Annotated in this window: 29 protein-coding genes and 1 pseudogene; 20 read left to right on the top strand and 10 right to left on the bottom strand. The window is 70.4% G+C overall.

Features of this window, described 5'->3' with window-relative positions; translation table 11 throughout:
- Nucleotides 1-49: 49 nt before the first annotated feature.
- The 5 genes from ABZW18_RS13060 to ABZW18_RS13040 all read left to right on the top strand — a co-directional run bounded on the left by ABZW18_RS13060 (nt 50) and on the right by ABZW18_RS13040 (nt 2,787).
- Entirely contained in the window at nt 50-757 is a 708-nt protein-coding gene (locus tag ABZW18_RS13060) for a DUF2993 domain-containing protein (RefSeq protein ID WP_356186202.1), read from the top strand.
- Between the two features lie 222 nt (nt 758-979).
- A complete protein-coding gene (locus ABZW18_RS13055; RefSeq protein ID WP_350310325.1) occupies nt 980-1,060 on the top strand; it encodes a putative leader peptide in 81 nt (26 codons plus the stop codon).
- A gap of 156 nt (nt 1,061-1,216) precedes the next feature.
- Complete coding sequence (locus ABZW18_RS13050) at nt 1,217-2,056, top strand: sulfurtransferase (protein ID WP_356186199.1); 840 nt, start codon at nt 1,217-1,219, stop codon at nt 2,054-2,056.
- A gap of 31 nt (nt 2,057-2,087) precedes the next feature.
- Entirely contained in the window at nt 2,088-2,378 is a 291-nt protein-coding gene (locus ABZW18_RS13045) for a DUF1416 domain-containing protein (protein ID WP_356186196.1), read from the top strand.
- Between the two features lie 97 nt (nt 2,379-2,475).
- Entirely contained in the window at nt 2,476-2,787 is a 312-nt protein-coding gene (locus ABZW18_RS13040) for a DUF3099 domain-containing protein (protein WP_356186193.1), read from the top strand.
- Between the two features lie 123 nt (nt 2,788-2,910).
- On the opposite strand, the gene ABZW18_RS13035 is transcribed toward ABZW18_RS13040, so the two are convergent.
- Nucleotides 2,911-3,273 carry a DsrE family protein gene (locus ABZW18_RS13035; protein ID WP_356186191.1) on the bottom strand — a complete coding sequence of 121 codons (363 nt, stop codon included), beginning with the start codon at nt 3,271-3,273 and terminating at the stop codon, nt 2,911-2,913.
- Between the two features lie 321 nt (nt 3,274-3,594).
- On the opposite strand from ABZW18_RS13035, the gene ABZW18_RS13030 reads away from it, so the two are divergent.
- The 3 genes from ABZW18_RS13030 to ABZW18_RS13020 all read left to right on the top strand — a co-directional run bounded on the left by ABZW18_RS13030 (nt 3,595) and on the right by ABZW18_RS13020 (nt 5,820).
- Nucleotides 3,595-4,179, top strand: a complete 585-nt coding sequence (locus ABZW18_RS13030; protein WP_356186188.1) for an FABP family protein — start codon at nt 3,595-3,597, stop codon at nt 4,177-4,179.
- Between the two features lie 113 nt (nt 4,180-4,292).
- Nucleotides 4,293-4,829 (top strand): Fur family transcriptional regulator, encoded by a 537-nt coding sequence (locus tag ABZW18_RS13025; RefSeq protein ID WP_356186185.1) that lies wholly within the window; start codon nt 4,293-4,295, stop codon nt 4,827-4,829.
- A gap of 10 nt (nt 4,830-4,839) precedes the next feature.
- A complete protein-coding gene (locus tag ABZW18_RS13020; protein WP_356186182.1) occupies nt 4,840-5,820 on the top strand; it encodes a folate-binding protein in 981 nt (326 codons plus the stop codon).
- Between the two features lie 67 nt (nt 5,821-5,887).
- Here the strand turns inward: ABZW18_RS13020 and ABZW18_RS13015 are convergent, their stop codons facing one another.
- From ABZW18_RS13015 to ABZW18_RS13005, 3 genes are read right to left on the bottom strand one after another with little or no spacing between them, the layout of a single operon-like run.
- Nucleotides 5,888-8,194: an FtsX-like permease family protein gene (locus ABZW18_RS13015; protein ID WP_356186179.1), complete on the bottom strand. Its 2,307-nt coding sequence runs from the start codon at nt 8,192-8,194 to the stop codon at nt 5,888-5,890.
- 2 nt (nt 8,195-8,196) lie between these two features.
- Complete coding sequence (locus ABZW18_RS13010; RefSeq protein ID WP_356186176.1) at nt 8,197-9,000, bottom strand: ABC transporter ATP-binding protein; 804 nt, start codon at nt 8,998-9,000, stop codon at nt 8,197-8,199.
- Entirely contained in the window at nt 8,997-9,503 is a 507-nt protein-coding gene (locus tag ABZW18_RS13005) for a PadR family transcriptional regulator (protein WP_356186173.1), read from the bottom strand. The genes ABZW18_RS13010 and ABZW18_RS13005 overlap by 4 nt, the downstream gene beginning before the upstream one ends.
- A 174-nt stretch (nt 9,504-9,677) precedes the next feature.
- On the opposite strand from ABZW18_RS13005, the gene ABZW18_RS13000 reads away from it, so the two are divergent.
- The 5 genes from ABZW18_RS13000 (at nt 9,678) to ABZW18_RS12980 (ending at nt 16,463) form a co-directional block, all read left to right on the top strand.
- Nucleotides 9,678-10,955, top strand: a complete 1,278-nt coding sequence (locus ABZW18_RS13000) for an ABC transporter substrate-binding protein (RefSeq protein ID WP_356186170.1) — start codon at nt 9,678-9,680, stop codon at nt 10,953-10,955.
- Nucleotides 10,956-11,156: 201 nt separating this feature from the next.
- Nucleotides 11,157-12,827, top strand: a complete 1,671-nt coding sequence (locus tag ABZW18_RS12995) for a glycoside hydrolase family 13 protein (RefSeq protein WP_356186168.1) — start codon at nt 11,157-11,159, stop codon at nt 12,825-12,827.
- Nucleotides 12,824-14,161, top strand: coding sequence for an ABC transporter substrate-binding protein (locus tag ABZW18_RS12990; RefSeq protein WP_356186165.1), 1,338 nt, complete (start codon nt 12,824-12,826; stop codon nt 14,159-14,161). Before ABZW18_RS12995 ends, ABZW18_RS12990 begins: the two co-directional genes overlap by 4 nt.
- Before the next feature lie 11 nt (nt 14,162-14,172).
- Nucleotides 14,173-15,594: an ABC transporter permease subunit gene (locus tag ABZW18_RS12985; protein ID WP_356186162.1), complete on the top strand. Its 1,422-nt coding sequence runs from the start codon at nt 14,173-14,175 to the stop codon at nt 15,592-15,594.
- Nucleotides 15,591-16,463 carry a carbohydrate ABC transporter permease gene (locus tag ABZW18_RS12980; protein ID WP_356186160.1) on the top strand — a complete coding sequence of 291 codons (873 nt, stop codon included), beginning with the start codon at nt 15,591-15,593 and terminating at the stop codon, nt 16,461-16,463. The genes ABZW18_RS12985 and ABZW18_RS12980 overlap by 4 nt, the downstream gene beginning before the upstream one ends.
- A 49-nt stretch (nt 16,464-16,512) precedes the next feature.
- On the opposite strand, the gene dtd is transcribed toward ABZW18_RS12980, so the two are convergent.
- A complete protein-coding gene (gene dtd, locus ABZW18_RS12975) occupies nt 16,513-16,938 on the bottom strand; it encodes a D-aminoacyl-tRNA deacylase (protein ID WP_356186158.1) in 426 nt (141 codons plus the stop codon).
- 142 nt (nt 16,939-17,080) lie between these two features.
- On the opposite strand from dtd, the gene ABZW18_RS12970 reads away from it, so the two are divergent.
- Both ABZW18_RS12970 and ABZW18_RS12965 read left to right on the top strand, forming a co-directional pair.
- Entirely contained in the window at nt 17,081-17,662 is a 582-nt protein-coding gene (locus tag ABZW18_RS12970) for an ABC transporter substrate-binding protein (protein WP_356186156.1), read from the top strand.
- Nucleotides 17,663-17,753: 91 nt separating this feature from the next.
- Complete coding sequence (locus ABZW18_RS12965; RefSeq protein ID WP_356186153.1) at nt 17,754-19,001, top strand: GNAT family N-acetyltransferase; 1,248 nt, start codon at nt 17,754-17,756, stop codon at nt 18,999-19,001.
- Nucleotides 19,002-19,162: 161 nt separating this feature from the next.
- Here the strand turns inward: ABZW18_RS12965 and ABZW18_RS12960 are convergent, their stop codons facing one another.
- The gene (locus tag ABZW18_RS12960) at nt 19,163-19,360 is read right to left on the bottom strand and encodes a hypothetical protein (protein WP_356186151.1); all 198 of its coding nucleotides are present in this window, start codon (nt 19,358-19,360) and stop codon (nt 19,163-19,165) included.
- Nucleotides 19,361-19,710: 350 nt separating this feature from the next.
- Between ABZW18_RS12960 and ABZW18_RS12955 the strand changes: the two genes are divergently transcribed.
- Nucleotides 19,711-20,607, top strand: a complete 897-nt coding sequence (locus ABZW18_RS12955) for a GntR family transcriptional regulator (protein WP_356186149.1) — start codon at nt 19,711-19,713, stop codon at nt 20,605-20,607.
- A 2-nt stretch (nt 20,608-20,609) separates the two neighbouring features.
- Nucleotides 20,610-21,374: an HAD family hydrolase gene (locus ABZW18_RS12950; protein ID WP_356186146.1), complete on the top strand. Its 765-nt coding sequence runs from the start codon at nt 20,610-20,612 to the stop codon at nt 21,372-21,374.
- 63 nt (nt 21,375-21,437) lie between these two features.
- On the opposite strand, the gene ABZW18_RS12945 is transcribed toward ABZW18_RS12950, so the two are convergent.
- From ABZW18_RS12945 to ABZW18_RS12930, 4 genes and pseudogenes are all read right to left on the bottom strand, one after another.
- Complete coding sequence (locus tag ABZW18_RS12945) at nt 21,438-22,211, bottom strand: ATP-grasp domain-containing protein (protein ID WP_356186143.1); 774 nt, start codon at nt 22,209-22,211, stop codon at nt 21,438-21,440.
- 5 nt (nt 22,212-22,216) lie between these two features.
- Nucleotides 22,217-22,681, bottom strand: a complete 465-nt coding sequence (locus ABZW18_RS12940) for a GNAT family N-acetyltransferase (protein ID WP_356186140.1) — start codon at nt 22,679-22,681, stop codon at nt 22,217-22,219.
- 368 nt (nt 22,682-23,049) lie between these two features.
- Nucleotides 23,050-23,973: pseudogene (locus ABZW18_RS12935) on the bottom strand (RNA polymerase sigma-70 factor).
- Entirely contained in the window at nt 23,970-24,905 is a 936-nt protein-coding gene (locus tag ABZW18_RS12930) for an NAD(P)-dependent oxidoreductase (RefSeq protein ID WP_356186138.1), read from the bottom strand. The pseudogene ABZW18_RS12935 and the gene ABZW18_RS12930 overlap by 4 nt, the downstream one beginning before the upstream one ends.
- On the opposite strand from ABZW18_RS12930, the gene ABZW18_RS12925 reads away from it, so the two are divergent.
- The 3 genes from ABZW18_RS12925 (at nt 24,825) to ABZW18_RS12915 (ending at nt 26,430) form a co-directional block, all read left to right on the top strand.
- Nucleotides 24,825-25,283 (top strand): hypothetical protein, encoded by a 459-nt coding sequence (locus ABZW18_RS12925; protein ID WP_356186136.1) that lies wholly within the window; start codon nt 24,825-24,827, stop codon nt 25,281-25,283. The two genes, ABZW18_RS12930 and ABZW18_RS12925, sit on opposite strands and share 81 nt — an antisense overlap.
- Before the next feature lie 133 nt (nt 25,284-25,416).
- Entirely contained in the window at nt 25,417-25,797 is a 381-nt protein-coding gene (locus ABZW18_RS12920) for a helix-turn-helix domain-containing protein (protein ID WP_356186133.1), read from the top strand.
- Nucleotides 25,798-25,815: 18 nt separating this feature from the next.
- Nucleotides 25,816-26,430, top strand: a complete 615-nt coding sequence (locus tag ABZW18_RS12915) for a hypothetical protein (protein WP_356186130.1) — start codon at nt 25,816-25,818, stop codon at nt 26,428-26,430.
- Nucleotides 26,431-26,506: the final 76 nt, after the last annotated feature.

The raw sequence follows: 26,506 nt of genomic DNA, 5'->3' as shown, positions 1-26,506 counted from the left end.
AGGCTCACGGGCGATGGGGGTCCGATCGAGAGGGTGGGGAACCGGTCCGATGCGCGGAGTGCGAATACTTCTGATCGTCGCTGTGGTCCTGGGAGGTCTGTTCGTGGCGGCCGACCGCCTCGCCGTCGGCCTGGCCGAGTCCAAGGCGGCGGAGAAGATCCAGAGCAGCCAGGGGCTCTCCACTGCGCCCGAGGTCTCGATCAAGGGCTTCCCCTTTCTCACCCAGGTCGCGGGCAAGCAGCTGGACGAGGTCGACATGAGCCTCGACGGGGTCACGGCGGGTACGGGCGAGCGGACGATCCGGCTCACCGAGATGACCGCCGAGCTGCACGATGTGAAGCTCGAGAACAACCTCTCCTCGGCCACCGCGGCCCGCGCGACCGGCACCGCCCGCATCTCGTACCAGGACCTCTCGAAGGCCGCGAGCGAGGGCGTGTCGGTGGGCTACGGCGGTCAGGACAAGGCGGGCAAGGGCCAGGTCAAGGTCACCGGGCGGGTCGCCCTCCCGGTCCTCGGAAAAACCTTCGAGCGCAGCGTGGTGAGCACGGTCGCCATCGCCGGCGGTGACACCATCCGGCTGCGGGCGGACGCGATCCCGGGCGCGCAACTGCCCGGCCTGGAGAGGGTGGTCCGGGAGAAGATCGACTTTGACCGGGAGATCAGCGGCCTGCCGGAGGGCCTGAAGCTGGACAAGGTCGAGGCGACCGCGAACGGTGTCGAGATATCCGTCGTCGGCACCCAGGTGAAGCTGGGGTAGCCGCCCGTCCGTCCCGGCGCGCAGCCGCGGGGACCGGATCCGGAAAGCGGTCCGCAGAGCGAGACAGCTTGTCCGTACATCAGAAGAGAAACCTCCCGCCCGACACCGGCGGGCGTACCCGAGCGGGTCGAGCTCAGCATGCATCTCACATCGCGGACAATCTTGTCTCAGAATACGACACGCCGGTGACACACACACCCGCGCGTCCTTACGATCGGACCCATGAAGCGACAGGCGGATCTCACGAAGCGGCGGGCAGTCGACCTGTGCCGTGTCGCCGCCATGCTCTGTCGCACCTTCTGAGCAGGAGCTCCGACTCCCGCTTTCCGCAGGCCCCCTTGGGGCCGTCCCGCTCCACCGCAGCGGCCGCGCTACGTCGCGCGCCCCCCGTACGACCACGTGCCACCGCACAGCCGCCGCACCCCTCGCGCATCCGCAACTGCCCCGGAGGAGAACAACATGAGCCGCAGCGACGTCCTCGTCGACGCCGACTGGGTCGAGGCCCACATCGACGACCCGAAGGTGGTCATCGTCGAGGTCGACGAGGACACCTCGGCCTACGACAAGAACCACATCAAGAACGCCGTCCGGATCGACTGGAAGCGGGACCTCCAGGACCCGGTGCGCCGTGACTTCGTCGACCAGGCGGGCTTCGAGAAGCTGCTGTCCGGGAAGGGCATCGCCAACGACGACACCGTCGTCCTGTACGGCGGCAACAACAACTGGTTCGCCTCCTACGCCTACTGGTACTTCAAGCTCTACGGCCACCAGGACGTGAAGCTCCTCGACGGCGGCCGCAAGAAGTGGGAGCTCGACTCCCGCGACCTGGTCGTCGAGGTGCCCGAGCGCGCCGCGACCGCCTACAAGGCCAAGGAGCAGGACACGTCCATCCGCGCCTTCCGCGAGGATGCCGTGGCCGCCATCGGCAACCTCAACCTGGTCGACGTGCGCTCCCCCGACGAGTTCAGCGGCAAGCTGCTCGCCCCGGCGCACCTTCCGCAGGAGCAGTCGCAGCGCCCCGGCCACATCCCGAGCGCCCGCAACATCCCGTGGTCGAAGAACGCCAACGACGACGGCACCTTCAAGTCCGACGACGAGCTCAAGGAGCTCTACGAGACCGAGCAGGTCGACCTGTCGAAGGACACCATCGCCTACTGCCGCATCGGTGAGCGGTCGGCCCTCACCTGGTTCGTGCTGCACGAGCTGCTCGACCAGCCGAACGTCCGGAACTACGACGGTTCCTGGACCGAGTACGGCTCCCTCGTCGGCGTGCCGATCGAGCTCGGCGCCAACAGCTGACCCCCTCCCGACCCAATAAGGACAGACCCGTATGTGTGGAGCAAAGACCGGCGGCCCGGACCTGGCAGGAGTTGACGTGGCGAGCGAGACGATCATTCAGGGTTCGGTGACCCGCGACGGCGAGCCCGTTTCGGGCTACGTCCGCCTCCTCGACGGCGGCGGCGAGTTCACGGCCGAGGTCCCGACCTCGGCGACGGGCCAGTTCCGCTTCTTCGCGGCACCTGGCACCTGGACGCTGCGCGCCCTCGTGCCGGGCGCGACCGCGGACCGTACGGTCGTCGCCCAGCAGGGCGCGGCGGCCGACGTGGCCATCGCCGTCTGACGACGCGACACCGCAGCACGACCGGAGGGCCGTACCCAGGGGCTGAATGTCCCGGCGGGTGCGGCCCTCCGCGCTGCCCCGGTCGTACGCTGGAGGCATGTACGCAAGGCGCCGTCGCCGGTACTTCGCCCTCATGGGGCTGTGCCTGGGGCTCTTTGTTCTGGCCTGGGCAGTCGTACGTCTCTGGTCCGTCCCGGCCGCCGTCGGGATGTGCGCGGTCGCCATGGTGATCCCGCCTGTCGCCGCGATCGTCGCGAACCGCAGGGAACCCGATGACCACTGGTGGGACGTGCCCGACGACAGCTGGCTGGACGACGAGCCGCTGGACGACAGCTGGCGCCGCTTCGAGCACTACGGACAGCAGACCGGCGACGACCACCGCCCCGGCGGCGACGACGGGCGGCCGTGAGCCGCGCCGAGCACGGCTCGGCGCGGTGAGCCCGGCGAGGCCTCGTTCCCATCGGAAAGCAGTCGTGTCCGGTGAACCTCAGTACAGGGAACCTGAGCGCACGGAACCTCGGCACACGGAACCTCAGTACACGAGCGCCTGAGCGTCGTCGGACAGCGCCTCGCTGACGAACACCTGGGCCCCCGCGATCCGTACGCCCTCCAGCGTGTCCTTCTCCGTGATCTCCCGGCGGGCAGCGCACTGCGTGCACAGCGTGATGCGGCCGCCCGCGAGGATCGAGTCCAGCAGGTCGGGCAGCGGCGCGGCGTGCGGCAGCTCGAACTCGGCGGCCCTGCCGGGGAGTGCGAACCACGAGGACTCGCCGGTCAGCCAGAGCGAGACCTCCACCCCGCTAGCCACGGCCACCGCCGCCACCGTGAACGCCTGCGAACACCGCTCCGGGGCGTCCGCACCTGCCGTCACCTTGATCACGAGCTTCTTCGCCATGCGCTCACTCTAGGCGCGGCCGGGAACGCCGGTCCGGCGGACGGGGGCGGAAGAGAGCCGCCCGGACAACGGCGGTCGCAGGCCGCGGGAGCGGACGGCGGACCTCACAGCACCGCCGTATCCACCGCCGACTAGACTCGGCTGCGGTCCGTAACACTCCCCGTCCGAGGAGCGCGCTCGTGCTTGAGGCATTCTTCACCATCCTGCTCATCCTGGTCTGCGTCGGCGTGGTCGCATTCGCCGGCCTGACCGTGAAGAAGCTGTACCAGGGCCAGCGCTGAGCCACCTGACTCCCCCGCTCTCTACAGATCGTCTGAGCTCATGATCGAGATCCCGTCCGACCTCCACCCGGACCTCGTACCCCTCGCCTTCCTCCTGGGCAACTGGGAGGGCGCGGGCGTCTTCGCGCCCATCGGCCAGGACGAGAAGGACCGCGGCGCCGAGAAGTGCAACTTCGGCCAGGAGGTGACCTTCACCCATGACGGCCGGGATTTCCTGGAGTACATCTCGCACACCTGGGTTCTCGACGGCGAGGGCAGGAAGGTCCGCCCGCTGGAGTCCGAGACCGGCTACTGGCGGATCGACAAGGACCGCAAGGTCGAGGTCGTGATGGCCCGCGACCAGGGCATCGTCGAGATCTGGTACGGCGAGCTGGCGGACCAGAAGCCGCAGATCGACCTGGCCACCGACGCGGTGGCCCGTACCGCGGCCGCCGGCCCGTACTCCGGCGGAAAGCGGCTGTACGGCTACGTCAACAGCGACCTGATGTGGGTGGGCGAGAAGGCCACCCCGGACGCCGAGCTGAGCCCGTACATGTCGGCCCATCTGAAGAAGGTCGTCGACCCGAGCGAGTGGGCCAAGGACCTCAAGGATCTCCCGGACGACGGCATCGCCTTCTTCAAGTAGGCCGCCGCCCGGGCTCTCCGGCACCTCGCGGGGCCCCCCTCGCGCCGGACACGTCCGATCGGCCCGCGGCGTCCACCGGCCGTCCTCCCGCGCCGCCCTTCTACACTGGCCGTGTGGTGACCACCGACTGGCAGAGCGACCTGAGAAGGCGTGGGTACCGGCTGACCCCGCAGCGCCAGCTCGTGCTGGAGGCCGTGGACAGGCTGGAGCACGCGACTCCGGATGAGATCCTCACCGAGGTCCGGCGCACCGCGGGCGGGGTGAACATCTCCACGGTCTACCGGACGCTGGAGCTGCTGGAGGAGCTGGGGCTGGTCAGCCATGCCCACCTGGGGCACGGGGCGCCGACCTACCATCTCGCGGACCGGCACCACCACATCCATCTGGTGTGCCGGGACTGCGGGGAGGTCATCGAGGCCGATGTGTCGGTGGCCGCGTCCTTCACCGCCGAGCTGCGCGCCCGTTTCGGGTTCGACACCGATCTCAAGCACTTCGCGATCTTCGGGCGGTGCAAGGACTGCATGGCGAAATCGGATGCGGCCACGGACCCGGACGCTACGGCCACGGGCCCGGACGCTACGGCCACGGACCCGGACCGTACGGCTCCCGGCAGGGACCGCGCCGCCGGTGGGCCGCCCGGCGGACCGTAGGCTGGTCGTCATGCAGCCACGTTCGGAACCAAGTCCTCTGCTGTCGCTTCCCGGTGCCGTCCCCGCCGAGGCTCCCGACGAAGGCGTCGCGGCGCACTACGGCGACCTGTTCCGCGAGCAACGCGCGCTCGCCGACGGCACCGGCTTCGTGGACCTCTCACACCGCGCAGTGATCACGGTCACCGGCCCGGAGCGGCTGAGCTGGCTGCATCTGCTGCTCACCCAGCACGTCAGCGACCTCCCGCCGGGCCAGGCCACCGAGGCGCTGATCCTCTCCGCGCACGGCCATATCGAGCACGCGCTCTACCTGGTGGACGACGGCGAGACGACCTGGGCGCATGTCGAGCCCGGTACACAGGACGACTTGATCTCCTACCTGGAGAGCATGAAGTTCTTTTACCGGGTGGAGGTCAAGGACGCGACGGAGGAGTTCGCGGTCGTGCACCTGCCTGCGGGCTCGATCATCGAGACACCGGAGGGCGTCGCCGTACGGGAGACCCCGCACGGCCGGGACCTCTTCCTCCCCCGGGACCGGCTCAAGTCCTTCGCCGCGGCGAGCGGCCCGGCCGTCGGTGTGCTGGCCCTGGAGGCGCTGCGGATCGAGGCGCGTCAGCCGCGCTTCGGTCTGGAGACCGACCACCGGACGATCCCGCACGAGCTGGGCTGGCTGGGCAGCGCCGTGCATCTGGAGAAGGGCTGCTACCGCGGCCAGGAGACCGTGGCGCGTGTCCACAACCTGGGGAAGCCGCCCCGCCGGCTGGTGTTCCTGCACCTGGACGGCAGCGAGGTGAGGCTGCCCGGGCACGGGGCGCCGGTCCGGCTCGCGGCGGACGGCGAGGAGGGGCGCCAGCTGGGCTTCCTCACCACCTCCGCGCGCCACCACGAGCTGGGGCCGATCGCGCTGGCGCTGATCAAGCGGAATGTGCCGGTGGACGCGGAGCTGATCGTGGACGCCACGGCGGCGGCCCAGGAGACGGTCGTCGAGCCGTAGGCCCACCGGCTCACAGCGCGCCGCGAGGGCCGGCCGTCGCACGCGGCGGCGGCCCCCCGGCGCCGGCTCACAGCGTGTCGCTCAGGGTGTCCGCGAGCCTCTGCCGTACGGCCCGTTCGGCGGGCAGCACCGAGACGGCGACCGCCCCGGCCACCGCTGCCGCACCGATCAGAAGCAGGGTCGCCGGCGGTGGGGGCTGCGCGATACCCGCACCGATGCCGCTGGACCGCCCCTGGAGATCGATCAGCCAGTCCGCCGTCAGCACTCCGACGGCCATGCCCACCACGGCCGCGGCGAGCGCGGTGAAACCGGTCCCCGCCACGATCGCCGCCATGATCTGACGTGGAGTCAGGCCGATGGCCTTCAGGGCGAGCAGGTCCCGTCTGCGGTCACGCACACCCGTACCGATGGTCGTGGACAGCTCGGCGAGACCGATCAGTGCCAGCACCGTCACGAGTCCGACGATCACCCCGCGTACGGCCGAGAGCTCGTCCGCGGGATTGGGGATCTTCCGTACGTCCAGCCGGCCGTCCGCGGAGTCCGCCAGCGCCGCGCTCAACTCCGACGGGTCGGTCCCGGGCGCCGGCGCCAGGTAATAGAAGTCCGGCCGCAGCGAGGCGTCGCGCTCGCTCAGTGTGTCGAGGGACGTGGAGATCACCCGGCCACCACGCTCGGGCTCGATGCTCCGCCCGACGATGTGCAGAACCTGCGGGCGGCCCTCGACCGTCATACGGACCCAGTCGCCGACCCCGGCGTCCAGCAGATCGAGCAGGCCCTGGCCGGCCACCGCCTCGTCCGGGCCGTGGGCGGCGCGCCCCTCGGCCACGGAGAACGGGTACGGGTCACGCGCCGTGCCGAGACCGCGCAGCGTGATCGTCCCGGTCTGCCCCGGGACCAGCGCCTCGACCTCGACACCCGGGTGCGCCGCGGTGACCCCCGGGTCGTGGGTGAGCAACCGCCGCACCCCGGCGTCGTCGAGGCCGTCCCCCCGGGCGACGAGCCCGGCGGCGAGCCCGACCCTCTCCGGATGGCTCTCGAAGCGGTCCAGCGTGGTCCAGGCCCCCAGGGCGACAGTGATCAGCAGCAGGGGTACGGCCAGCCGCCCGACGGCGGCCGCCGATCGCGCCGGGTGGTCGAAGGCGCCGCGCCAGCCGAGCACGAGAGCGGGCGGAATGCGGAGCCCGAGCGCGCGTCTGGCCGTACCGGACATCCGGCGGCCGGCCGGGATCGCGGCGCGGGCGACCGGCACGGGCGGTACGCGGCCGGCCCGCCAGGCCGCCAGCCCGGTGGTCAGGGCGATGAGGAGCAGCGCGCCTGCCGAGATCGCGAACGGCACCCAGGTGTGCTCCGGCAGGTCCTGCCACAGCTTCAGCGCCTCGCCGGCCCGGCCGGGTACACGAGCGCCCAGCGCCTCGGTGAGGACCGCCCCGGAGACGACCCCCAGCAGCGCGAGCGCGAAGTGCTCGACCAGGAACATCCGGATGACCTGTGCGGGCGTGAACCCGATGGCCTTCAGCACGGAGATGTCCCGCAGCTGGCCCCTGACCCTGGCCCCGATGGCCCCGGCCACGGCCAGCGCGGCGGCCAGCAGGGCACCGAGCCCGAACAGGCCGAGCAGCAGCCCGAGGACCCGGTCCCCGCCCTCCGCGTCGGCCCGCGCCTGCTTCCAGGTCGAGACCTCGCTGATCTGTTCGGCGCCGAGTGCGGTCACCGCCCGCTGGACGGCGAAGTCGGTGTCCTCGGGGTCGTCGAGCCGCAGCCCGATCGTCCGGCCATGGCGGTCGCGGTCGGGCTCGACCCGGTTCAGGGTCGAGGGGAGCACCCATCCGATGCCGGCGGTCTCCCCCGGTCTGAACTCCGGCTCGGCGGTCTTCGCGACGCCCACCACGCGCAGGGTGCGTACGGGACCGCCGGGGACGCGTACGCCGAGCGAGTCGCCCGGCTCCGCCCACAGCGCACGGGCGACCGAGCTCTCCAGCACGACGCCGTCGGTCCGCCCCCGGTCGAGCCAGCGGCCGGAGTCGATCAGCGGGTGCGCCACTCGGGGCGGTTCCGCGGTGGCGCGGAGCTGCAACGACGCCCTGATACCACCGATCTCCGCGTTGGCCCGGGCGGTGCGGAACGGCCCGGATGCGTCCTTGACGCCGTCGAGACTGGCGAGTTCCCGGGTGTCCGATGCCGCCTTGGCGTGGATCCACACATGGGCGCCGTCGGACTGGGTGAAGACCCGCTGCCAGGGGTTCGCCGCGTAGGTGAGGAAGGCGCCGGCGAGCAGCAGCGAGACGATGATGCCGGCCGTGGCCAGGACCATGAAGAGGGCCTCGCCGCGGTGCGCCCGAAGGTCTGCGCGCACCCAGCGCACCGTGGCGCGCATCCTCAGCCCTTCAGTTCGAGCACATCGGCGACGCCGCCCCCGCGCCGGGTCCCGGCACCGAGCGTCGCGTCGTCGACAATCCTGCCGTCGAAGAAGCTGAGCACCCGGTCCGCCGAGCTCGCGACCCGGGCGTCATGGGTGACCAGCAGGATCGTCTGGCCGCGCTGGTGGTACCGGGAGAGCAGCCGCATGACCTCCTTGGTGCCCTTGCTGTCGAGGCTGCCCGTGGGTTCGTCGGCGAGCAGCAGGCTGGGGTGGTTGACCAGCGCGCGGGCGAGGGCGACGCGCTGCTGCTCACCGCCGGACAGTTCGCCGGGCGTGCTCATCTCCTTGCCCTCCAGGCCCAGCTCGGCGAGGAGCTCGGCCCGGCTCTCCCGGGCCTGCCGTGGAGTGCTGCCCGCCAGCAGCGCGGGCAGCTCGACGTTGTCGGCCACGGTCAGATTGGAGACCAGGTTGAAGAACTGGAAGACGATGCCGATGCTGCGGCGGCGCAGTACGGCCCAGCGGGCCTCGCTGTAGCCGCCGACCTCCCGGCCGCCCAGCCACAGCTTGCCGCTGTCCGGCTTGTCCAGCCCGCCGAGCAGATGCAGCAGGGTGGACTTGCCGGCCCCCGAGGGCCCGGTGACGGCGACGAACTCGCCGCGTTCCACGCACAGGTCGACGCCGCGTACGGCCTCGGCCGGGACACCGTCCGAGCGGTACGACTTGACCAGGCCCTCGGCCTTCACGATGGGGGGCACTTCGGCGGCGGACGATCCGCCGGTCTTCCCCCCGCCTGCGGCACGGGGAGGGTTGTCGCGGCTCATTCGAGCTCCTCCTGACAGCGCTCCAGCCAGTCCAGATCCGCCTGGAGATGCAGCATCGCGCCCTCGATCAGCAGCTGAGCGACCCGGTTGTCCCGGTCCTCGGCCGCGGCGAGCTTGGACAGATCACGCATGGTGTTGAGGTAGTAGCGGCGCTGCTGGTTGATCAGGGCGATCTGGTCAGCGCCCCCCGAGTGCGAGGCGATGGCGAGCTTCATGAAGAACTCGTCCCGCACCCGCGGCTCGTCGGTCGGCTCCTCGTACCACGCGGCCACCGCCTCACGCCCGGCTTCGGTGAGCTGATAGATGCGCTTGTTCGGCCGACTGGACTGGGCGACGTCCTCGCCCTCTATCAGGCCCGCCTTCTCCAGCCTGCCGAGGGTGACATAGATCTGCCCGACGTTCGGCTGAGGGTACGCCGCGCCCAGAAGCTTCTCAAGGGCCAGCTTGAGCTCGTAGCCATGGGCGGGCCCCTTCGCCAGAAGTGCCAGGAGGGGCAGCCGCACGCTCGCACTCCTCCCTCCCCGCCGTACCTGCTCGTTAGGCGGTCGCTTCCGACGGTGGGCCGGATCGCCCTCGGACCTGTCTGCGACGTCTAGTATCGCGCATGCCTAACGGGTATACAGGGGCGAGGACGCTTGAACACGGCAGGCCGGCGTCGCACGCACAAGGAGGAACCCATGCGGTGGACGCGTGCCGCAAGCAGGGGGCTCCTGGCGGCAGCGCTGATCCTCACGGGCTACGCCGCGTCGGGCGCCCCGGTCGGCGAACCGGCGGGCAGCGCCGGAGGGCGGGGCCCGATGACGATGGTCACGGGCGGAGACCTGACCGGCTATCTCCGCGGCGTGCTCGAGGACTGGAACCGTACGCACCCCGCGGAGAAGGTGACACTCGTCGAGCTGCCCGAAGCCGCTGACGAAGTCCGCGCGCAGATGGTCACCAGCCTGCGGTCCGGCAGCGACCGCTTCGACGTCCTCAATATCGATGTGGCCTGGACCAGCGAGTTCGCCGCGGCGGGCTGGATCGCACCGCTGAACAGCGACCGCTTCCCGCTGAAGCGCTTCCTGCCACCGGTCGTGGACACCGCCACCTTCGGGGGGCGGCTGCACGCCGTCCCGTATGTCACCAACGCCGGGCTGCTCTACTACCGCAAGGACGTCCTCGACCGGGCGGGCGAGCGCCCGCCGCGCACCTGGGCCGAGCTGGAGCGGCTGGCCAGGACGGTCGCACCGAAGCACGGCCTGGACGGATACGCCGGACAGTTCCTGCCGTACGAGGGGCTCACCGTGAACGCCGCCGAGGCCGTGCAGTCGGCGAAGGGCACGATCCTCGCGGACGAGGGCGCCCGGGTCACCGTCGACTCCCCCGCCGCCCGCAGGGGTCTGGCGTTCCTGGCGGAGGGCGTCCGGGACGGCTGGATCCCCGAGAGGGCCCTCAGCTTCAAGGAGGAGGAGTCCCGCAAGGCCTTCCAGAACGGCGAGCTGCTCTTCCTCCGCAACTGGCCGTACGCCTACTCGCTGGCGGGCGGGAAGGACTCGAAGGTGGCGGGGAAGTTCGGTGTGGTGCCGCTGCCCGGTCCCGACGGCCCCGGTTCCAGCATCCTCGGCGGCTCCAACCTGGCGGTCAACGCGAACTCCCGGCACAAGGAGTCGGCGGCCGACCTGATCAGCTATCTGACCAGCGAGGACGTTCAGCGTCAGGTGCTGACCGAGGGGGCGCTGCCGCCCGTGTGGGCCGACCTCTACGGCGACCCCGCGCTGGTGGAGGCCTTCCCGTATCTGCCCACGCTCCGGCAGAGCATCCTGGCGGCCAAGCCCCGCCCGAAGAGCCCGCGGTACGAGCAGGTGAACCTGGCGGTGCAGGCGGTCGTCCAGGACGCGATGGCCCAGCGCGAGTCCCCGGAGAGCGCCGTCGCGCGGCTGAAGCAGGAGCTCGAGGAGATCGCCCGCCGCGGCTGAGACCTCCCCATCTCACTACTTGTTAAGTATGTCCATTTGGGCTGTCCCGATCTGCCCCGGCGTACGAGCCTCCGCCGAAATTACGGTCACGTTCCTATCTTCTTTCGACTCACTCGTTGACACCTGCGCGATACGCCTACTTAACATGCATGCACAACGGCGGCGGTCGGCGCGGCCCTAGAGAGTCACAGGTCAACGGAGATGCTCATAGCCACGGCCACCAAGACCCAGCACTGGTGGCGAGACGCGGTGATCTACCAGGTCTACGTACGCAGCTTCCTGGACAGCACCGGCGACGGCATCGGAGATCTGGCCGGGGTCCGCGCCGGACTGCCGTATCTCAAGAAGCTCGGCGTGGACGGCATCTGGCTCAGCCCGTTCTACCCCTCACCGCAGCACGACCACGGCTACGACGTCGCCGACTACTGCGGGGTGGACCCGGTCTACGGAGACCTGGGCGAGTTCGACCTGCTGGTCGCCGACGCGCAGCGGCTCGGCGTGAAGGTCGTCCTCGACATCGTCCCGAACCACTGCTCCAGCTCCCACGCCTGGTTCCGTTCGGCACTCGAGGAAGGGCCCGGCGGTCCGTCCCGCTCGCGCTTCCACTTCGCGGACGGCCGCGGCACGCACGGCGAGCTGCCGCCGAACAACTGGCGGGCCATGTTCGGCGGCTCCGCCTGGTCCCGCGTCACCGAGCCCGACGGCACGCCCGGCCAGTGGTACCTGCACATGTTCACTCCGGAGCAGCCCGACCTCAACTGGCGCGAGCCCGCCGTGAGCGCCTACTTCGACGAGGTGCTGCGGTTCTGGCTCGACCGCGGCGTGGACGGCTTCCGTATCGATGTGGCGGCCGGCCTCTTCAAGCACCCCGAGCTCCCCGACTCGGCCGACCCCGGAGCCGACGAGCGTGCCCGCGACTCGGTCAACCCGCTCGCCTGGAACCAGCCCGAGGTGCACCAGGTGTGGCGCGACTGGCGCGCGGTGTGCGAGGAGTACGCGGCCCGCGACGGCCGCGACCGGCTGCTGGTCGGCGAGGTCTCCGTACCGACCGCCCGCGAGCACGCCGAGTACGTCCGCCCCGACGAGCTGCACCAGGCGTTCTTCTTCAACCTGCTGAGCGCGCCGTGGGATGTCGACGCCTTCCGGGCGACGATCTCCGAGGCGATGAGCGACATCGCCGGCACCGGCTCCACCGTCACCTGGGTGCTCAACAACCACGACCAGGTCAGGACCGTCACCCGTTACGCGGGCGAGCCGAGCGGCGAGTCGAGCGGGCTGGGCCCCGCCCGCGCCCGGGCCGCCGCGCTGCTGATGCTGGCCCTGCCCGGCGCCGCCTACGTCTACCAAGGCGAGGAACTCGGCCTGCCCGAGGTCGTCGACCTGCCCGACGAGGTCCTCACCGACCCGATCTTCCGCAGGACCGGCAGCCGCAGCCGCGTCCGCGACGGCTGCCGCGTCCCGCTGCCCTGGTCGGGGCTCGCCTCCCCGTTCGGCTTCACCGCCGGGGCGGGCGCCGAGACGGCCCGGCCCTGGCTCCCGCAGCCCGAGTGGTTCGCCGAGCACGCCACCGACCGTGCGCTGGCCGACACCCGCTCGTTCTGGCACCTCTACCGCGACGGGCTCCAGCTTCGGCGCAGCCTGCCCCAGCTGGGCGAAGGCACCCTGCGCTGGCTCGAGACGCCGCCGCAGGTCCTGGCCTTCGTCCGCGGGGACGGGCTGGTCTGCGCGGTCAACTTCGGTACGGAGCCCGTTCCGGCTCCCGTATCCGGCACCCCGCTGCTCGCCAGCGGGGACTGCCTCCCGGGGACGCTCCCCGGCTCCACCGCAGCCTGGTGGATCAGCGACCTCTCCACGAAGGGAACACCATCATGAAGCGACGCACAGCCACGAGACGACGTATGACAGCCTCCGGCGTGGCAGCTCTCGGCCTCGCGCTGACGGCGACGGCCTGCGGCGGTACGACGGGCCCGGCGAGCTCCGGCGAGCAGGAGCTCAAGGGCCAGAAGGTCACGGTGGCCGGCGTCTGGACCGGCGTGGAGCAGAAGAACTTCAAGAAGGTCCTGGACGCGTTCAGCGAGAAGACCGGCGCCGAGGTCAACTTCATCTCTACCGGCGACAACGTCTCCACGGTCGTCGGCAGCAAGATCGAGGGCGGCAACGCCCCCGACGTGGTGATGGTGCCGCAGGTCGGCGTGCTCAAGCAGTTCGCCGAAAAGGGCTGGCTGCAGCCGCTCTCGGCCAAGACGTACGAGAAGGCCGGGATCCACTTCGCGCCGGTGTGGCGTGACTACGGGACGGTCAACGGCAAGTTCTACGGCCTCTACTTCAAGGCGACCCACAAGTCGACCGTCTGGTACAGCCCGGACGCCTTCGAGCAGGCGGGTGTCCAGCCCCCCAAGACCTACACGGAGATGCTGAAGACCGGCCGGACCATATCCGACTCGGGCCTGCCCGCCTTCTCCGTCGCCGGTCAGGACGGCTGGACGCTCACCGACTGGTTCGAGAACGTCTACCTCGCCCAGGCCGGGCCGAAGAACTACGACAAGCTGGCCACGCACGAGATCAAGTGGACCGACCCCACCGTGGTCAAGGCGCTCACCACCCTGCGCGAGGTGTTCCAGGACAAGAAGCTGGTCGCCGGCGGCGGCGCGGAAGCGCTGCGCACCGACTTCCCCGAGTCCGTCGAGCAGGTCTTCGGCAGCGAGCCCAAGGCCGGAATGGTCTACGAGGGCGACTTCGTCGGCGGCCTGGTCTCCGGTCAGTTCAAGAAGAAGGTCGGCGAGGACGCCAAGTTCTTCCCCTTCCCCGCCATCGATGGCGGAAAGGCTCCTGTCGTGGGTGGTGGCGACGCGGCCACCGTGCTCAGGGCCGGAAAGAACCGCGAGGCGGCCCAGAAGCTCGTCGAGTTCATGGCGACGCCGGAAGCGGCCGAGGTCTGGGCCAAGGCGGGTGGCTTCATCTCACCCAACGAGGGCCTGAAGGCCGACAGTTACAGCGACACCACCAGCCGCAAGGCCGCCGAGTCGCTGGTCAAGGCGGGCGACTCCGTCCGGTTCGACATGTCCGACCAGGCTCCGGCCGCCTTCGGCGGGACTCAGGGCGCGGGCGAGTGGAAGGCCCTCCAGGACTTCCTGCGCGACCCCTCCGACCCCGAGGCCACCGCCCGCAAGCTCGAGGCCGCCGCGGCCAAGGCGTACAAGGACTGAGAGCTTTCACGATGTCTGCCACTGCTGTGCCCGACAAAGACGCGTCCTCCCAGGACGCGCCCGACAAAGGTCCGCCCCGCAGCTCCGGCAGGGTGTCGCCCGCGCAAGCGGGCGGCACCGGGGCGAACCCCCGCCGCCGCGCCGCGCGGCGGCGCCGGCTCATAGCCCTGCTCTTCATCCTGCCCGCGCTGCTGCTGCTCGGCGGTCTGGTCGCCTATCCGATCCTGTTCACCGTCGGCCGCAGCCTCTTCGACGCCTCGGGTACGCGCTTCGTCGGTGCCGAGAACTACACCGAGATGTTCAGCGACCCGTCGACGCTGACGGCGATCCGCAACAGCACCATCTGGGTCGTGATCGCCCCGGCGCTGCTGACCGGGCTCGGCCTGATCCTCGCCGTGCTCACCGAGAAGATCCGCTGGGCGACGGCGTTCAAACTGCTGATGTTCATGCCGATGGCGATCTCCTTCCTCGCCGCGGGCATCATCTTCCGCGTCGTCTACGAGCAGGACCCCGAGCGGGGCGTGCTCAACGCGGTGGCCGTCGGCGTGCACGACTCCTTCGACGAAGGGGCCGCATTCCCGGACGCCCGCGCCCGGGACGGCGAGGGGCTCGAGAAGCGCAAGGACGGCTCGTACCGTACGGCGAAGGCCGTCGGCCCGGGGCAGACCGTCAACCTCGGCCTCGTCGGGGTGCCGCCCAAGGAGCTTCCCAAGGAGGCGAAGCCCGCCCGTGGAGCCGCCGCGGCCACAGCCGGCGGCGACGAGCTGCGGGGCGTGGTCTATGTCGACTTCACCCTCGGCGGCGGCGGGAAGCCGGGCCGGGTGGACCCGACCGAGCGCGGGCTGCCGCGGATGGCGGTCGAGGCGGTCCGAGGGGGCGAGGTGGTCGGCAAGGCGACCACCGGCGCCGACGGCTCGTACCGCTTCACCGGCCTGAAGGCGGGCGAGTACTCCGTACAGCTGCCGACGAAGAACTTCGCCGAGCCGTACCAGGGCATCACCTGGCTCGGCCCGGCCCTGGTCACGCCCGCCATCATCGGCGCCTATCTGTGGATCTGGACGGGATTCGCCATGGTGCTCATCGGCGCCGGGCTGTCCGCCCTGCCCAGGGACGTCATGGAGGCGGCCCGGATGGACGGCGCGAGTGAGGGACAGATCTTCCGCAAGATCACCGTCCCGCTGCTCGCCCCGGTCCTGACCGTGGTCTTCGTGACCCTGGTGATCAACGTGATGAAGGTCTTCGACCTCGTCTACATCATCGCCCCGGGGCCCGTGCAGCAGGAGGCCAACGTGCTGGCCATGCAGATGTGGCTGGTCTCCTTCGGCGGCGGCAACAACCAGGGACTCGGCAGCGCCCTCGGCGTACTGCTGCTGCTCCTGGTGGTCCCGGCCATGGCCTTCAACATCCGACGTTTCCGCAGGAGCCAGTCATGACCCTCCACGCCACCCCCCGGAAGCGGCCGGCCGCCTGGCTGGCCAAGCGGGCGAGCGGTGGTCTGGTGCAGGCCCTCCTGGTGATCATCGGACTGCTGTGGCTCACCCCGGCCCTGGGGCTCTTCCTCTCCTCGCTCCGCTCGGAGGAGGACAACGCGACCACCGGCTGGTGGACCGCACTCGCCGACCCCGCCAAGCTCTCGCTGGACAGCTACACGGCTCTGCTCCAGGACTCGGGCATCGTCCAGGCCTTCTGGAACACGGTGCTGATCTCCGTGCCCACGACCGTCGCCGTGGTCGTGATCGCCTCGCTGGCCGGATACGCCTTCGCCTGGCTCGAATTCCCCGGCCGGGACTGGATCTTCCTGGTCGTGGTGGGGCTGCTCGTGGTGCCCGTCCAGGTCGGACTGCTGCCGGTGGCCAAGCTGCTCGGCGCGGTGGGTCTGTTCGGCTCCGTACCCGGCGTCGTGCTCTTCCACGTCGCCTACGGCCTGCCGTTCGCCGTGTTCCTGCTCCGCAACTACTTCGCGGAGCTGCCCCGGGAGATGCTGGAGGCGGCCCGGATGGACGGCGGCGGGGAGTGGCGGATCTTCTCGCGGCTCGTGCTGCCGCTGGGCCGGCCCGCGATCGCCAGCCTGGCCATCTTCCAGTTCCTGTGGGTGTGGAACGACATGCTCGTCGCGCTGATCTTCGCCGACAGCGAGTCGCAGCCGCTGACCGTGGCCCTGCAGTCACAGATGCGGCAGTTCGGCAGCAACATCGGGGTGCTGGCGCCCGGGGCCTTCCTGTCCCTGATCGTGCCGGTGGCCGTGTTCTTCGCCTTCCAGCGGCACTTCGTACAGGGGGTCATGGCCGGCTCGGTGAAGTGACAGCCGCCCCAAGGGCGCAGTGAGCGAACCGACCCCCGAGGGCCGGGGCTCACATCTCCAGCAGTACCGTGAACGGGCCGTCGTTCGTGAGCGAGACCTTCATCTCCGCTCCGAACCGGCCCGTTTCCACGTGCGCTCCCAACGTGCGCAGCTGTGCGACCACCTCGTCGACGAGCGGCTCGGCGATCTCACCGGGTGCCGCGGCGTTCCAGGTCGGGCGGCGGCCCTTGCGTGCGTCACCGTAGAGAGTGAACTGCGAAATCACCAGCAGGGGCGCATCGAGGTCGGAACAGGACTTCTCACCCTCGAGGATGCGCACCGACCAGAGCTTGCGCGCCAGTTGGGCCGCCTTTTCCCTGGTGTCCTCATGGGTGACGCCCACCAGCACACACAGCCCCGGCCCGACGATCTCGCCGACCGTCCGGCCCTCCACGACGACGCTCGCCCCGCTCACCCTCTGCACCACAGCACGCATACGGACCATGATGCCCTGCGTCCGTACGGGTCCTATCGGGTGCGGTGCCGATGCACGTGCACTGCGGACAGTGGCACGATGCATGCAGGCGGTGCGCACGTCGGACATCCGGCGCCGCACCGGACGAGGGGACGGTTGACGCATGAGCACACCTGACACCGGACAGACACCCGGTCCCGTACCGACAGCCACTACGGCCACCACCTCCCGGCCGCCGATGCAGCGGACGGCCTCGGCGCCCGACGCACCGCAGTGCGATCTGCTGGAGCTGCGGCTGCCCGAACTGCGCGCGCTGCGCCGCGAGTCGCAGCAGGAGGAGGCCGATCTGAGTTACGTACGCCGGCTCCTTCAGGGACGGATCGACATCCTGGGTGCGGAGCAGGCGCGGCGTACGGCACCCGAGTCACCGGTGGTCGACCGGCTTCCGGAGATCCTGGCGGACGGCCCGACGCGGAACAGATCGGCCCGGCACGTGACGCTGGGGACCCCGCGCAGCGAGGAGTACCGGCAGTTGGCGGAGGCGATGCTGTCCGAGGTCGGTCTCTCGGATCTGGAGTCGCGTACGGACGAGGAGCTGCACGGCGCGATGGGCCGGCTGGTGCGCTGCGAGCAGCAGGTGTCGCGGCGGCGCCAGCAGCTGCAGCGTACGGCCGACGACTGCAGCGCGGAGATCGCCCGCCGGTACCGGGCAGGCGAGGCCCAGGTGGACGACCTCCTCGCATAAACCATCGGCGTACCCCCTGCTCCGACCACTCCGACCGCTCCGGGCCGGAAATCGGACGACCCGATGGTCCGCGCTCGCCTAGCGTGGCGGTATGAGTGTCGAGGTCCGTACGATCACCGACTCCGATGTGCCCGGCTGGCTGCGTGCCCTGGCGACCGGTTTTCTGCGCGTGCCGGAGATCTCCGCGGAGGAGATCGAGTCATGGCGCCCGGGCATGGACCTGGACCGCGTACAGGGGGCCTTCGACGAGGGTCGTTGCGTCGCCACGTTCCGCAGCTTCCCGCAGCGGCTCACGGTGCCCGGCGGGGCCACCGTGCCGGCGAACGCGATCAGCAATGCGACCGTCTCCCCCACCCACCGGCGGCGCGGCCTGCTCAGTCGGATGATCGCCGTGGACCAGGCGAGGGCCAAGGAGCGCGGCGATGTCGTCGCGTCCCTGATCGCCGCGGAGTACCCGATCTACGGGCGGTACGGCTTCGGCCCGGCCACCTGGACCACCGAGTGGGAGATCGACTCGGCCCGCGCGGGCCTCGACCCGCGCTGGTCGGGGCCGGACGACGCCGGCCGGGTGGCCCTGGTGGACGGCCCGGAGGTCCGGAAGGTGGGCCCTGAACTGCACGGACGGCTGTGCGCCGCACAGCACGGCGCCGTCAGCCGCGACGAGCGCTGGTGGCGCCGGTACACGGGCGACATACGGCGCCCGTCCCAGCCCTGGAAGCCGCCCTACTACGTGGTGCACCGCCCGGCGGAGGGCGGCGGCCGGATCGACGGCCTGCTCGCGTACACCACGGACGACAGGTGGGAGGCCAAGCAGCCGCACTGCCGGGCCTCCGTCCTGGGGATGATCGCCGTCTCGCCGGAGGCGGAGCGGGCGCTGTGGCACTTCCTGCTCTCGGTCGACTGGATCACCACGGTCAGCACCGGGCTGCGCGCCCCGGACGACCTGCTCCCGCTGTTCCTGCCGGACCCGCGCGCGGCCAGGGTGGTCACCCAGGCGGACTTCCTCTGGCTGCATCTGCTGGACGTTCCGCGCGCGCTCGAGGCCCGTACGTACGCGTCGACGGGCTCGCTGGTCCTGGACATCCACGACCCCACGGGCCTCGCGGGCGGGCGGTTCCGGCTGGACGCCTCCCCGGAGGGCGCCCGGTGCGCCACGACCACCGAATCAGCGGACCTGTCGCTGGGCGCGGGCGACCTCGCCGCGCTGTACCTGGGGGACGAGTCGGCGGTCCGCCTGACGTCGCTCGGCCGTGTCTCGGAGGAGCGCCCTGGGGCGGCGGAGCAGGCGGACACGATGCTGCGTACGTCCCGCCGGCCGTGGTGCCCCGACATCTTCTGACGAAGCGGCACGGCCGGCGGCGGTATGGCCCTGCCGACTCCTCGTGGCTCCCTGCCCAAGGGGCCCGGGCTGCTTTGTGGCTCCCTGCCTTACGGGCCCGCGCTGCTTCGTGTGGCTCCCTGCCTTAGCGGGCCCCGGCCTCGCGGGCCGCTCGCGGCGTTTCAGTGGGCGAGCAGCAGCGCGAGGACGACGGCCCCCAGGCAGCTGCACGTGGTGTTCCTCGCCTTCACACCGACGGCGAGCAGTGTCAGCCCGACGATGCCCATGGCGCCGAACCGCCACTGCACCATCTGCTCGAATCCGACGGCGAGGACTGCGAGGACGAAGGCGACGACGGGTGCGAGGTTGGTCTCCGGCATGATGGATCCCTCCTTCGGGGTGGGCTCGGAGGTGGGCTGCGGGGACTGCGCCCGTACGACGCCGGACGGACGAGTCGGGCGTCACCGGATCCATCAACTACCAATCAAATTGGTCGGGTTGGCCCTACAAGAATGGTCCCCCCACCGAGGGATCCACTAACGCACCAATCCAACTTGACTGCCTAAGTTGTCTGGAAAGTGGGCGGAGAGGTGTGCATGGCCGGACATGACTATGCACGGCCACTTCAGCAGTCGTACAGGCGGCTGAGGGTGCACCCGCGAGTGGGCTTGGAAAGTCATCGGCGTACGGCCAATTACATGCAACACCCGCCGAGTTGTAGGGTGTCCAGGTGGCTCCGGAGCGCTCCACATCGGGTGACACCAAGTTCCAGCACCTCGCGGATGTGCTGCGAATGGAGATCGGCGACGGCAGGTGGGCGGTCGGTCAGCACATCCCCACGCAGCGCACATTGATGGAACGGTTCGGCGTCTCCCGTGACACCGTCCGCCGCGCGCTGCTGGATCTGCAGAACGACGGCTGGATCGAGTCCAGGCAAGGCAGCGGAGCCACCGTGCTCCCGCGCAGCCAGCACCACCCCGCACCCCTGCCCGGGTCCCCCATGGTGCATTTGAAGCCGTACTTCGAAGAGGCGTTCGAGTCGCCCGAGGTCACCCTCGACTTGATGACGCTGACCGCCGAGTCGATGGACGCGCATATTCGGGCCCAGACCCTGCGGATCCACAGCGAAGAAATCAAGCCACAACGCATCGCGGTGCGGCTGCTCCTACCGAGCATCGACATCAACCTCGCGCTGCCCCGGTCGGTCGCGGACCCCACCGACGAGCGCCCGCGGGACCGCCATCGCAGGCTGACCGCGCGCCACGCGGGCGCCCTTCACGACGCCGTCGTCGAGCTGCGCAACAGAGGGCTGGTCGAGGACGTCTCCGTAGAGATCAGAACCATGCCTCTGACGCCGGTCGCCAAGCTCTACATCATCAACCGCCGCCATGCGCTGTTGGGCATGTACCGCGTGGTGAAACGGCCGATCGACGTCAGGACGTTGGACGAGAAGGACCTCGAACAGGTCGAGATCTTCGACGTCCTCGGCATAGGGGCGACGCTCTTCCCGTTCTCCGAGAGTGATCACGACCCGGGCGCTCAGGGCTCCATATTCGTTGACCAGGCTCAACGTTGGTTCGACTCCCTCTGGGACAACTTGGCCCACCCCACGACCTTTGGCGTCTGACAGTGACCTCTGAACTCAGCTCTCTGTTCTCGTCGACCCTGCACGGGAACGGAGCCGTCCTCTTCGACTTCGACGGCCCGATGGCGGATCTGTTCGCGGCCCGGCGGCCCGGTGGACCGCGGCTGGCCCCGGAGATCGCCAGGCTGCTGGAGAAGGTCCTCGTCGAGTACGAGCTCCCGGTGCCGGTGGTGAAGGACTCCGACGACCCCCATGAGCTCTACCGGGCCGCGCTCGACGTGACCTGGCCTCCCGGCGAGGCGGACCGGGTAGCCGGCCTCCGGCGGGCGTTGCGCGACTGCCTCGACGAGCAGGAGTCGGCGGCCGCCGAGACCTCGGTTCCCACACCCGGCGCGAAAGAACTCGTAGAGCTGCTGCACAGCCACCGCGTTCCACTCGCCATCACCTCCAACAACAGCGAGCCGGCCATTCGCGCGCACCTCGACCGCGTCGACCTGCGGCCGTACTTCGAGGGCCGGGTCTTCGGGCGGACCGGCGATCACCGGCTGATGAAGCCGCACCCGGACTGCCTGCGGCGCGGGATGGCGGCGGTCGGACACGAACCCGAGAGGTGTCTGCTGATCGGTGACTCCGTCTCGGACGTCGAAGCGGCTGCTACGGCGGGGGCGCAGTTCTGCGGCTACGCCCGCGGCGAGCGCAAGGCGGGGCAGCTCCGCGCGGCCGGGGCCCGCGTCGTGGCGAGCAGCATGTGGCAGATCCGCCAGGCCGTGGAGTCGGCGGCCGACGCTGCCCGGATCAGGACGAGTTGAGCCGGGAACCGACAGTGGCCCCACCGATGCGGGGCCTGGCGGGGGTACCGGAACCACGGCTGTTCACAGTGACACCGCCGCGCTCAGCACCACGTCCAGCGCCCGCTCCGGGTCCGAGGCGTAGATATGGCTGAACCACGCCATGTTGGCCTCCACCACCGCCCACTGGGCCGGTTGGCCGTTCGTGGCGAGGATCAGGCCCACGTCCAGGACGCAGGCGTGCGGGAGCGCGGGGCCGTGCGACGCCAGGAAGTCATAGGTGAAGCGCAGCACCTCGGTCTCTTCGGCACACCATGAGAGCGGGGCCGGGTCCAGCCGGCCGTACGTGGCGTAGCGGCTGGCGGTGCGGATGTCGCCGTCGAGGAGGAAGAGCCGGAACTCCACGGTGAAGGTGACGATCTCGCTCACCTGGACCGGGGTGGTGTCCGGGAGGTCGGTGGGCAGCCGCTTCCCGGACGAGTAGACATCGGCGGCGAAGACCCTGTCCTTCGGCGGCTTGGCGAAGAAGGGGAGCGGCAGCTCGCGGGCCTCGGAGAGCGGGAGTTCATGGATCGTACGGCCGGTGAAGCGGCGCGGCACGGCGGGCAGCCAGTCGGGGGACGGTTCGACGAGGGTCACACCGAGCTGCGGTGCCACGGCCGCGGCGAACTCCGGCCCGCCGTAGAGGTGCGCGGGGCGCAGGCCGCGGAGACGGTCGGGGACTCTGCGGCCCGGGACGGTACGCCCCGGCGGCAGCTGCTCGACCTCCAGCCCGCGGCCCGCCGCGGCCTGGGCGAGGAGCGCGCCGGTGGAGGTGTACTGGGGGGTGAGGACCAGCAGTCCGGAGCTCTGGCTCACTCGGCTCACTCCATGCCCAGGTACATCCACTTGTCCGGATCCGCGATGGGTTGGAAGCCGACCTTCGCGTAGATGCCGTGGGCGTCGGCGGTCGCGAGCAGGATGCGGCGCAGACCGTACGGGGCCAGGTGGGCGCGCACGCACTCGAGAAGGGCCGTGCCGAGGCCGTGGCCGCGGGCCTGCCGGTCCACGTACACATCGCACAGCCAGGCGAAAGTGGCGCGGTCCGTGACGACGCGGGCGTACGCGGCCTGGGCGCCGGTGGCGGCCTCGTACACCCCGAAGTTCAGCGATCCGGCGATGGCCCGCTCGACCTTCTCCAGGGGACGGTCGAGGGCCCAGTACGCGTCCGTGGAGAGCCAGCGGTGAAGGGTCCCGACATCCAGCCGGTCGGGGTCCGTCGATATCTCGTAGCCCGGAGGGCCCGGCAGTAGGGCCGAGCGGGAGGGCGGGGTCGGATCGGGGCTCATGATGCGGATCTTATGCAGGAGGCCGGGTCCCCGGAACAGTCCTTGGACGATCTTGCGGAAGCAGCCCGGGCCGGGCGCGGCCGACCGCCGGAAGTGCCCGTTCAGCGGTGGGTCGTCGCACGCGCGAGTGGGCAGCACGCGTCGGTCGGCCGCGGCCTTGGGCCGTTCCGGGACCGGAGAGCGGAATCAGGGTGATGCGAGCAGTCCGAGCCGGTCGGCGAGGTAGCGGTGGTGCCTGGTCCAGGTTCCGACGCCGGCCCCCGACCTTGAACGCGAGGAATATGTGACCGCCCGGGGCCGGCACCCGGTGACATTCCGCGAACACGGCCGGTGGGCCCTCAGGCAGACTGAACCCTCAGCTCTTCCGGTCAATCCGTGGGCCGGCGCGCCTGGTTCGCCTCGCGCTTGACCGCCCAGGCGTCCGCCACCGGACCCACGTGCCCGAGCTTGTCGGGGTTGATCACCGAGCGGATCGTCTGGATCCGCCCGTCGAGTACGTCGAGCGTCAAGGCATCGAGCACCTTGCCGTCCCGATCGCGGAGGATCGCGCCCGGCTGGCCGTTCACCTCGTGTGGCTCCAACGTCACGGCGATCCGGACGAGCGGTGGGAAGTTCGCGGCAAGCACCCGGGCCACCTTCTCGGCGCCGATGACGGCCCTGGCCAACTGCGGGGCCCTGCCGCCGCTGTCCCCGACCAGCGACACGTCAGCGGCGAGCAGTTCCCGCAGGCCGTCGACGTCGCCTTCCCGGAGCGCGTCGAAGAACCGCGCCGCCAGTTTCTCCCGCTCCCGGCGGTCCGCCTCGAACCGGGGGCGCCCTGCGTCCATGTGGCGCCGCGCCCGCACCACGAGCTGGCGGCACGCCGCCTCCGACCTCCCCACGGCCGACGCCACCTCGGGGAAGCCGAACCCGAAGACCTCCCGCAGCACGAAGACCACCCGCTCGAGCGGGCTGAGCCGCTCGAGCAGCAACAGGGCCGCCATCGACACCGAGTCGGCCAGCTCCGCCGACCGCGCCGGATCCTCATAGGGGTCGGTGAGCAGCGGCTCGGGGAACCATGGCCCGACGTACTACTCCCGCCGCAGGCGGGCCGAGCGCAGCACGTCGATCGAGATCCGGGTGACCACGGCCGAGAGGAACGCCTTGGTCGAGGTGGGTGGTTTCGGGGAGGCCTCGTAGCGCAGCCAGGTCTCCTGGACCGCGTCCTCGGCCTCGCTCACGCTGCCGAGGATCCGGTAGGCGATCGAGAACAGCAGCGGCCGCAGCTCCTCGAACTCCTCGATCCGGGTCACGCCAGCTCTTCCTTGAAGCCCTGCCGCCACGACGGATAGCGCAGCTCCCAGCCGAGCTCCCGCTTGGCCTTGGCGTTGGAGAAGCCGCGCCCCTCGGTCATCATCGTCACCACCAGTTCCCCGGCCAGCAGCCGGGCCAGCCACTTGGGGACCCGCATCGGCCGCTTCGCCCCCGCGCACGCTGCCAGGTAGGGCAGCCACTCGCTGGCCGGGGCGGGCTCGTCGTCGACGATGTTGAACACGCCCCTCGCCTGCTGCTCCACCGCCAGGACTGTAGCGCTCGCCGCGTCGTCGAGATGCACCCATGAGATGTAGCCGGTGCCGCCCCCGACGAGCGGGAACTGCCGCTTGCGCACGAGCTCGACCTGGTCGTCGGTGGCGCCCGGCCCGTAGAACCCGCCGTATCGCAGGACCGCGCCACCAGCCTTGACGACCACGTCCTCGAGGTGGCGGATCGCCTCCGCCGCCGTGCGGAACTTCCCCGTCTCCTGGGGCAGCGGGTCCTCCTCGGTCTTCACCCATCCACCCTCGCGGCTGCCGTTCCAGATGCCGGCGCTCTGCGCGACGACGTGGGATACACCGGTTGCCTCGGCGGCGGCCAGCAGATGGTCCGTCCCCTCGGAGCGCAGCCGATTGGTGGTGGCGAAGAATCGATCGAAGTGCCTCATATTGGGCTTGCCGGCGTGCGCCGCGGAAATTGCGGTCATCTGGTTCACGATTGCGTCCGGCCGGGCGGCCGCCACCGCTTCACCGACCGACATCGCATCCAGCCCGTCCATCACGACGCCATCTGCGCCCCACTGCTCCAGCAAGCCCAGCTTGGCCGCGCTCGTCGTCGTAGCCGTCACCTGGTGGCCACGGGCGACGAGCTGCGGCACCAGCCGCCGCCCCATGACCCCGGTCCCGCCTGCCACGAACACCCGCATGACCATCACCTTCCCGATTCCAGAGTCTGTCTCTCAAACCTGAGACGAGACAGCCCGGCCGTCTGTGACACGGGCGGGGTACCCATCTCGCTGAAGGTGAGGCAGAGCAGCGCTCTGGCGCGTAAATACCAGGCGGGGGCGCAGCTGCTGCTCGACCAGACCGGCCGGCTCTCGGTGGCGGGCTGGGCAAATCGGGTCGACCACGTCGTCGACGTCAGCGAGGAACTGGACGCGCCCGCGGCGCTGCTGCGGCCGGACGGCCACGTGGCGTGGGTCGGTGAAGATCAGCGGGATCTGCTCAGCCAGCTGCCCAAGTGGTTCGGCGCCGCCGTCAGCCGAGCGCGCAGTTGTGGCCCGAAAGGGCGGGCCGTTGTGATCGCGTAAGACCGGACACGACAGGTGTCCTGCAAACACGACACCTGTCGTGCCAGGCTCAAACACTCAGTCACACGTTCGTTACGCCACTTTTGCAAGCGCCTGCTTGCAAAAGTTAGCGCATCTCGGGCAGCATCGAGGCATGGCTTCACTCAACGTCGGCAACCTCGGCGAGTTCCTGCGGGAGCAGCGCCGCAGCGCGCAGCTGTCGCTGCGCCAGCTCGCGGATGCCGCCGGAGTGTCCAACCCGTATCTCAGCCAGATCGAGCGCGGCCTGCGCAAGCCCAGCGCGGAGATCCTCCAGCAGCTGGCGAAGGCCCTGCGGATTTCGGCCGAGACCCTGTACGTGCAGGCCGGGATCCTCGACGAGAAGGACCGGGACGGGCTGGAGGTACAGGGCGCGATACTCACCGACCCGACGATCAACGAGCGGCAGAAGCAGGTGCTGCTGCAGATCTACGAGTCCTTCCGCAAGGAGAACGGGCTCGTGCCGGACAACGAAGCCACCCACCCCTCGAACTGATCCGGGAGGACCATTTCCATGGCCATCACCGACGACCTGCGCAAGACCTTCACCGACCCGACCCCCCTCTACTTCGCCGCCGGCACCGCCGACCTCGCCGCGGAGAAGCTCAGGGAGGTGCCGGCGCTGATCGAGAAGGTCCGCGCCGAGGCCCCCGAGCGCATCGCGGCCGTACGGTCCACCGACCCCAGGGCCGTGCAGGAGCAGCTGACCAAGCAGGCGAGGGAAGCCCAGGTCACCGTGCAGACCAAGGTCAACGAGGTGCTCGGCACCCTCGACACGGACCTGAAGAAGTTCAGCCAGACGGCACAGGACTTCGCGCTTCAGGGTGTCGGCCGGGCCGCCGAGTACGCGGTCAAGGCCCGTGACACCTACGACGAGCTGGCCGAGCGCGGTCAGCGCGCCGTGAAGACCTGGCGTGGCGAGGCCGCCGAGGAGATCACCGAGATCGCCGTCGCCGTCGAGCCCCAAACGCAGCCGCAGCAGCAGTCCCAGCCGCAGCAGCCGCGGAAGCCCGAGTCCAACGGCAAGACGGTCAAGGCCCAGTCGGAGCAGGCCAAGCCCGCCCCGGCGAAGAAGCCCGCCCCCGCCAAGCCCGCCGCCAAGAAGACCACCCCTCCCACGGGGAAGTGACGGTCGTCCTCTGACGGATGTACCAGCGGGCCGGGCACACTTCGCGTGCCCGGCCCGTTGTACGGGTACGGTGGCG

It is taken from the genome of Streptomyces sp. NPDC004647 (assembly GCF_040609575.1).
Taxonomy (GTDB): domain Bacteria; phylum Actinomycetota; class Actinomycetes; order Streptomycetales; family Streptomycetaceae; genus Streptomyces.
This window is presented reverse-complemented; position numbering and strand designations above follow the sequence as displayed.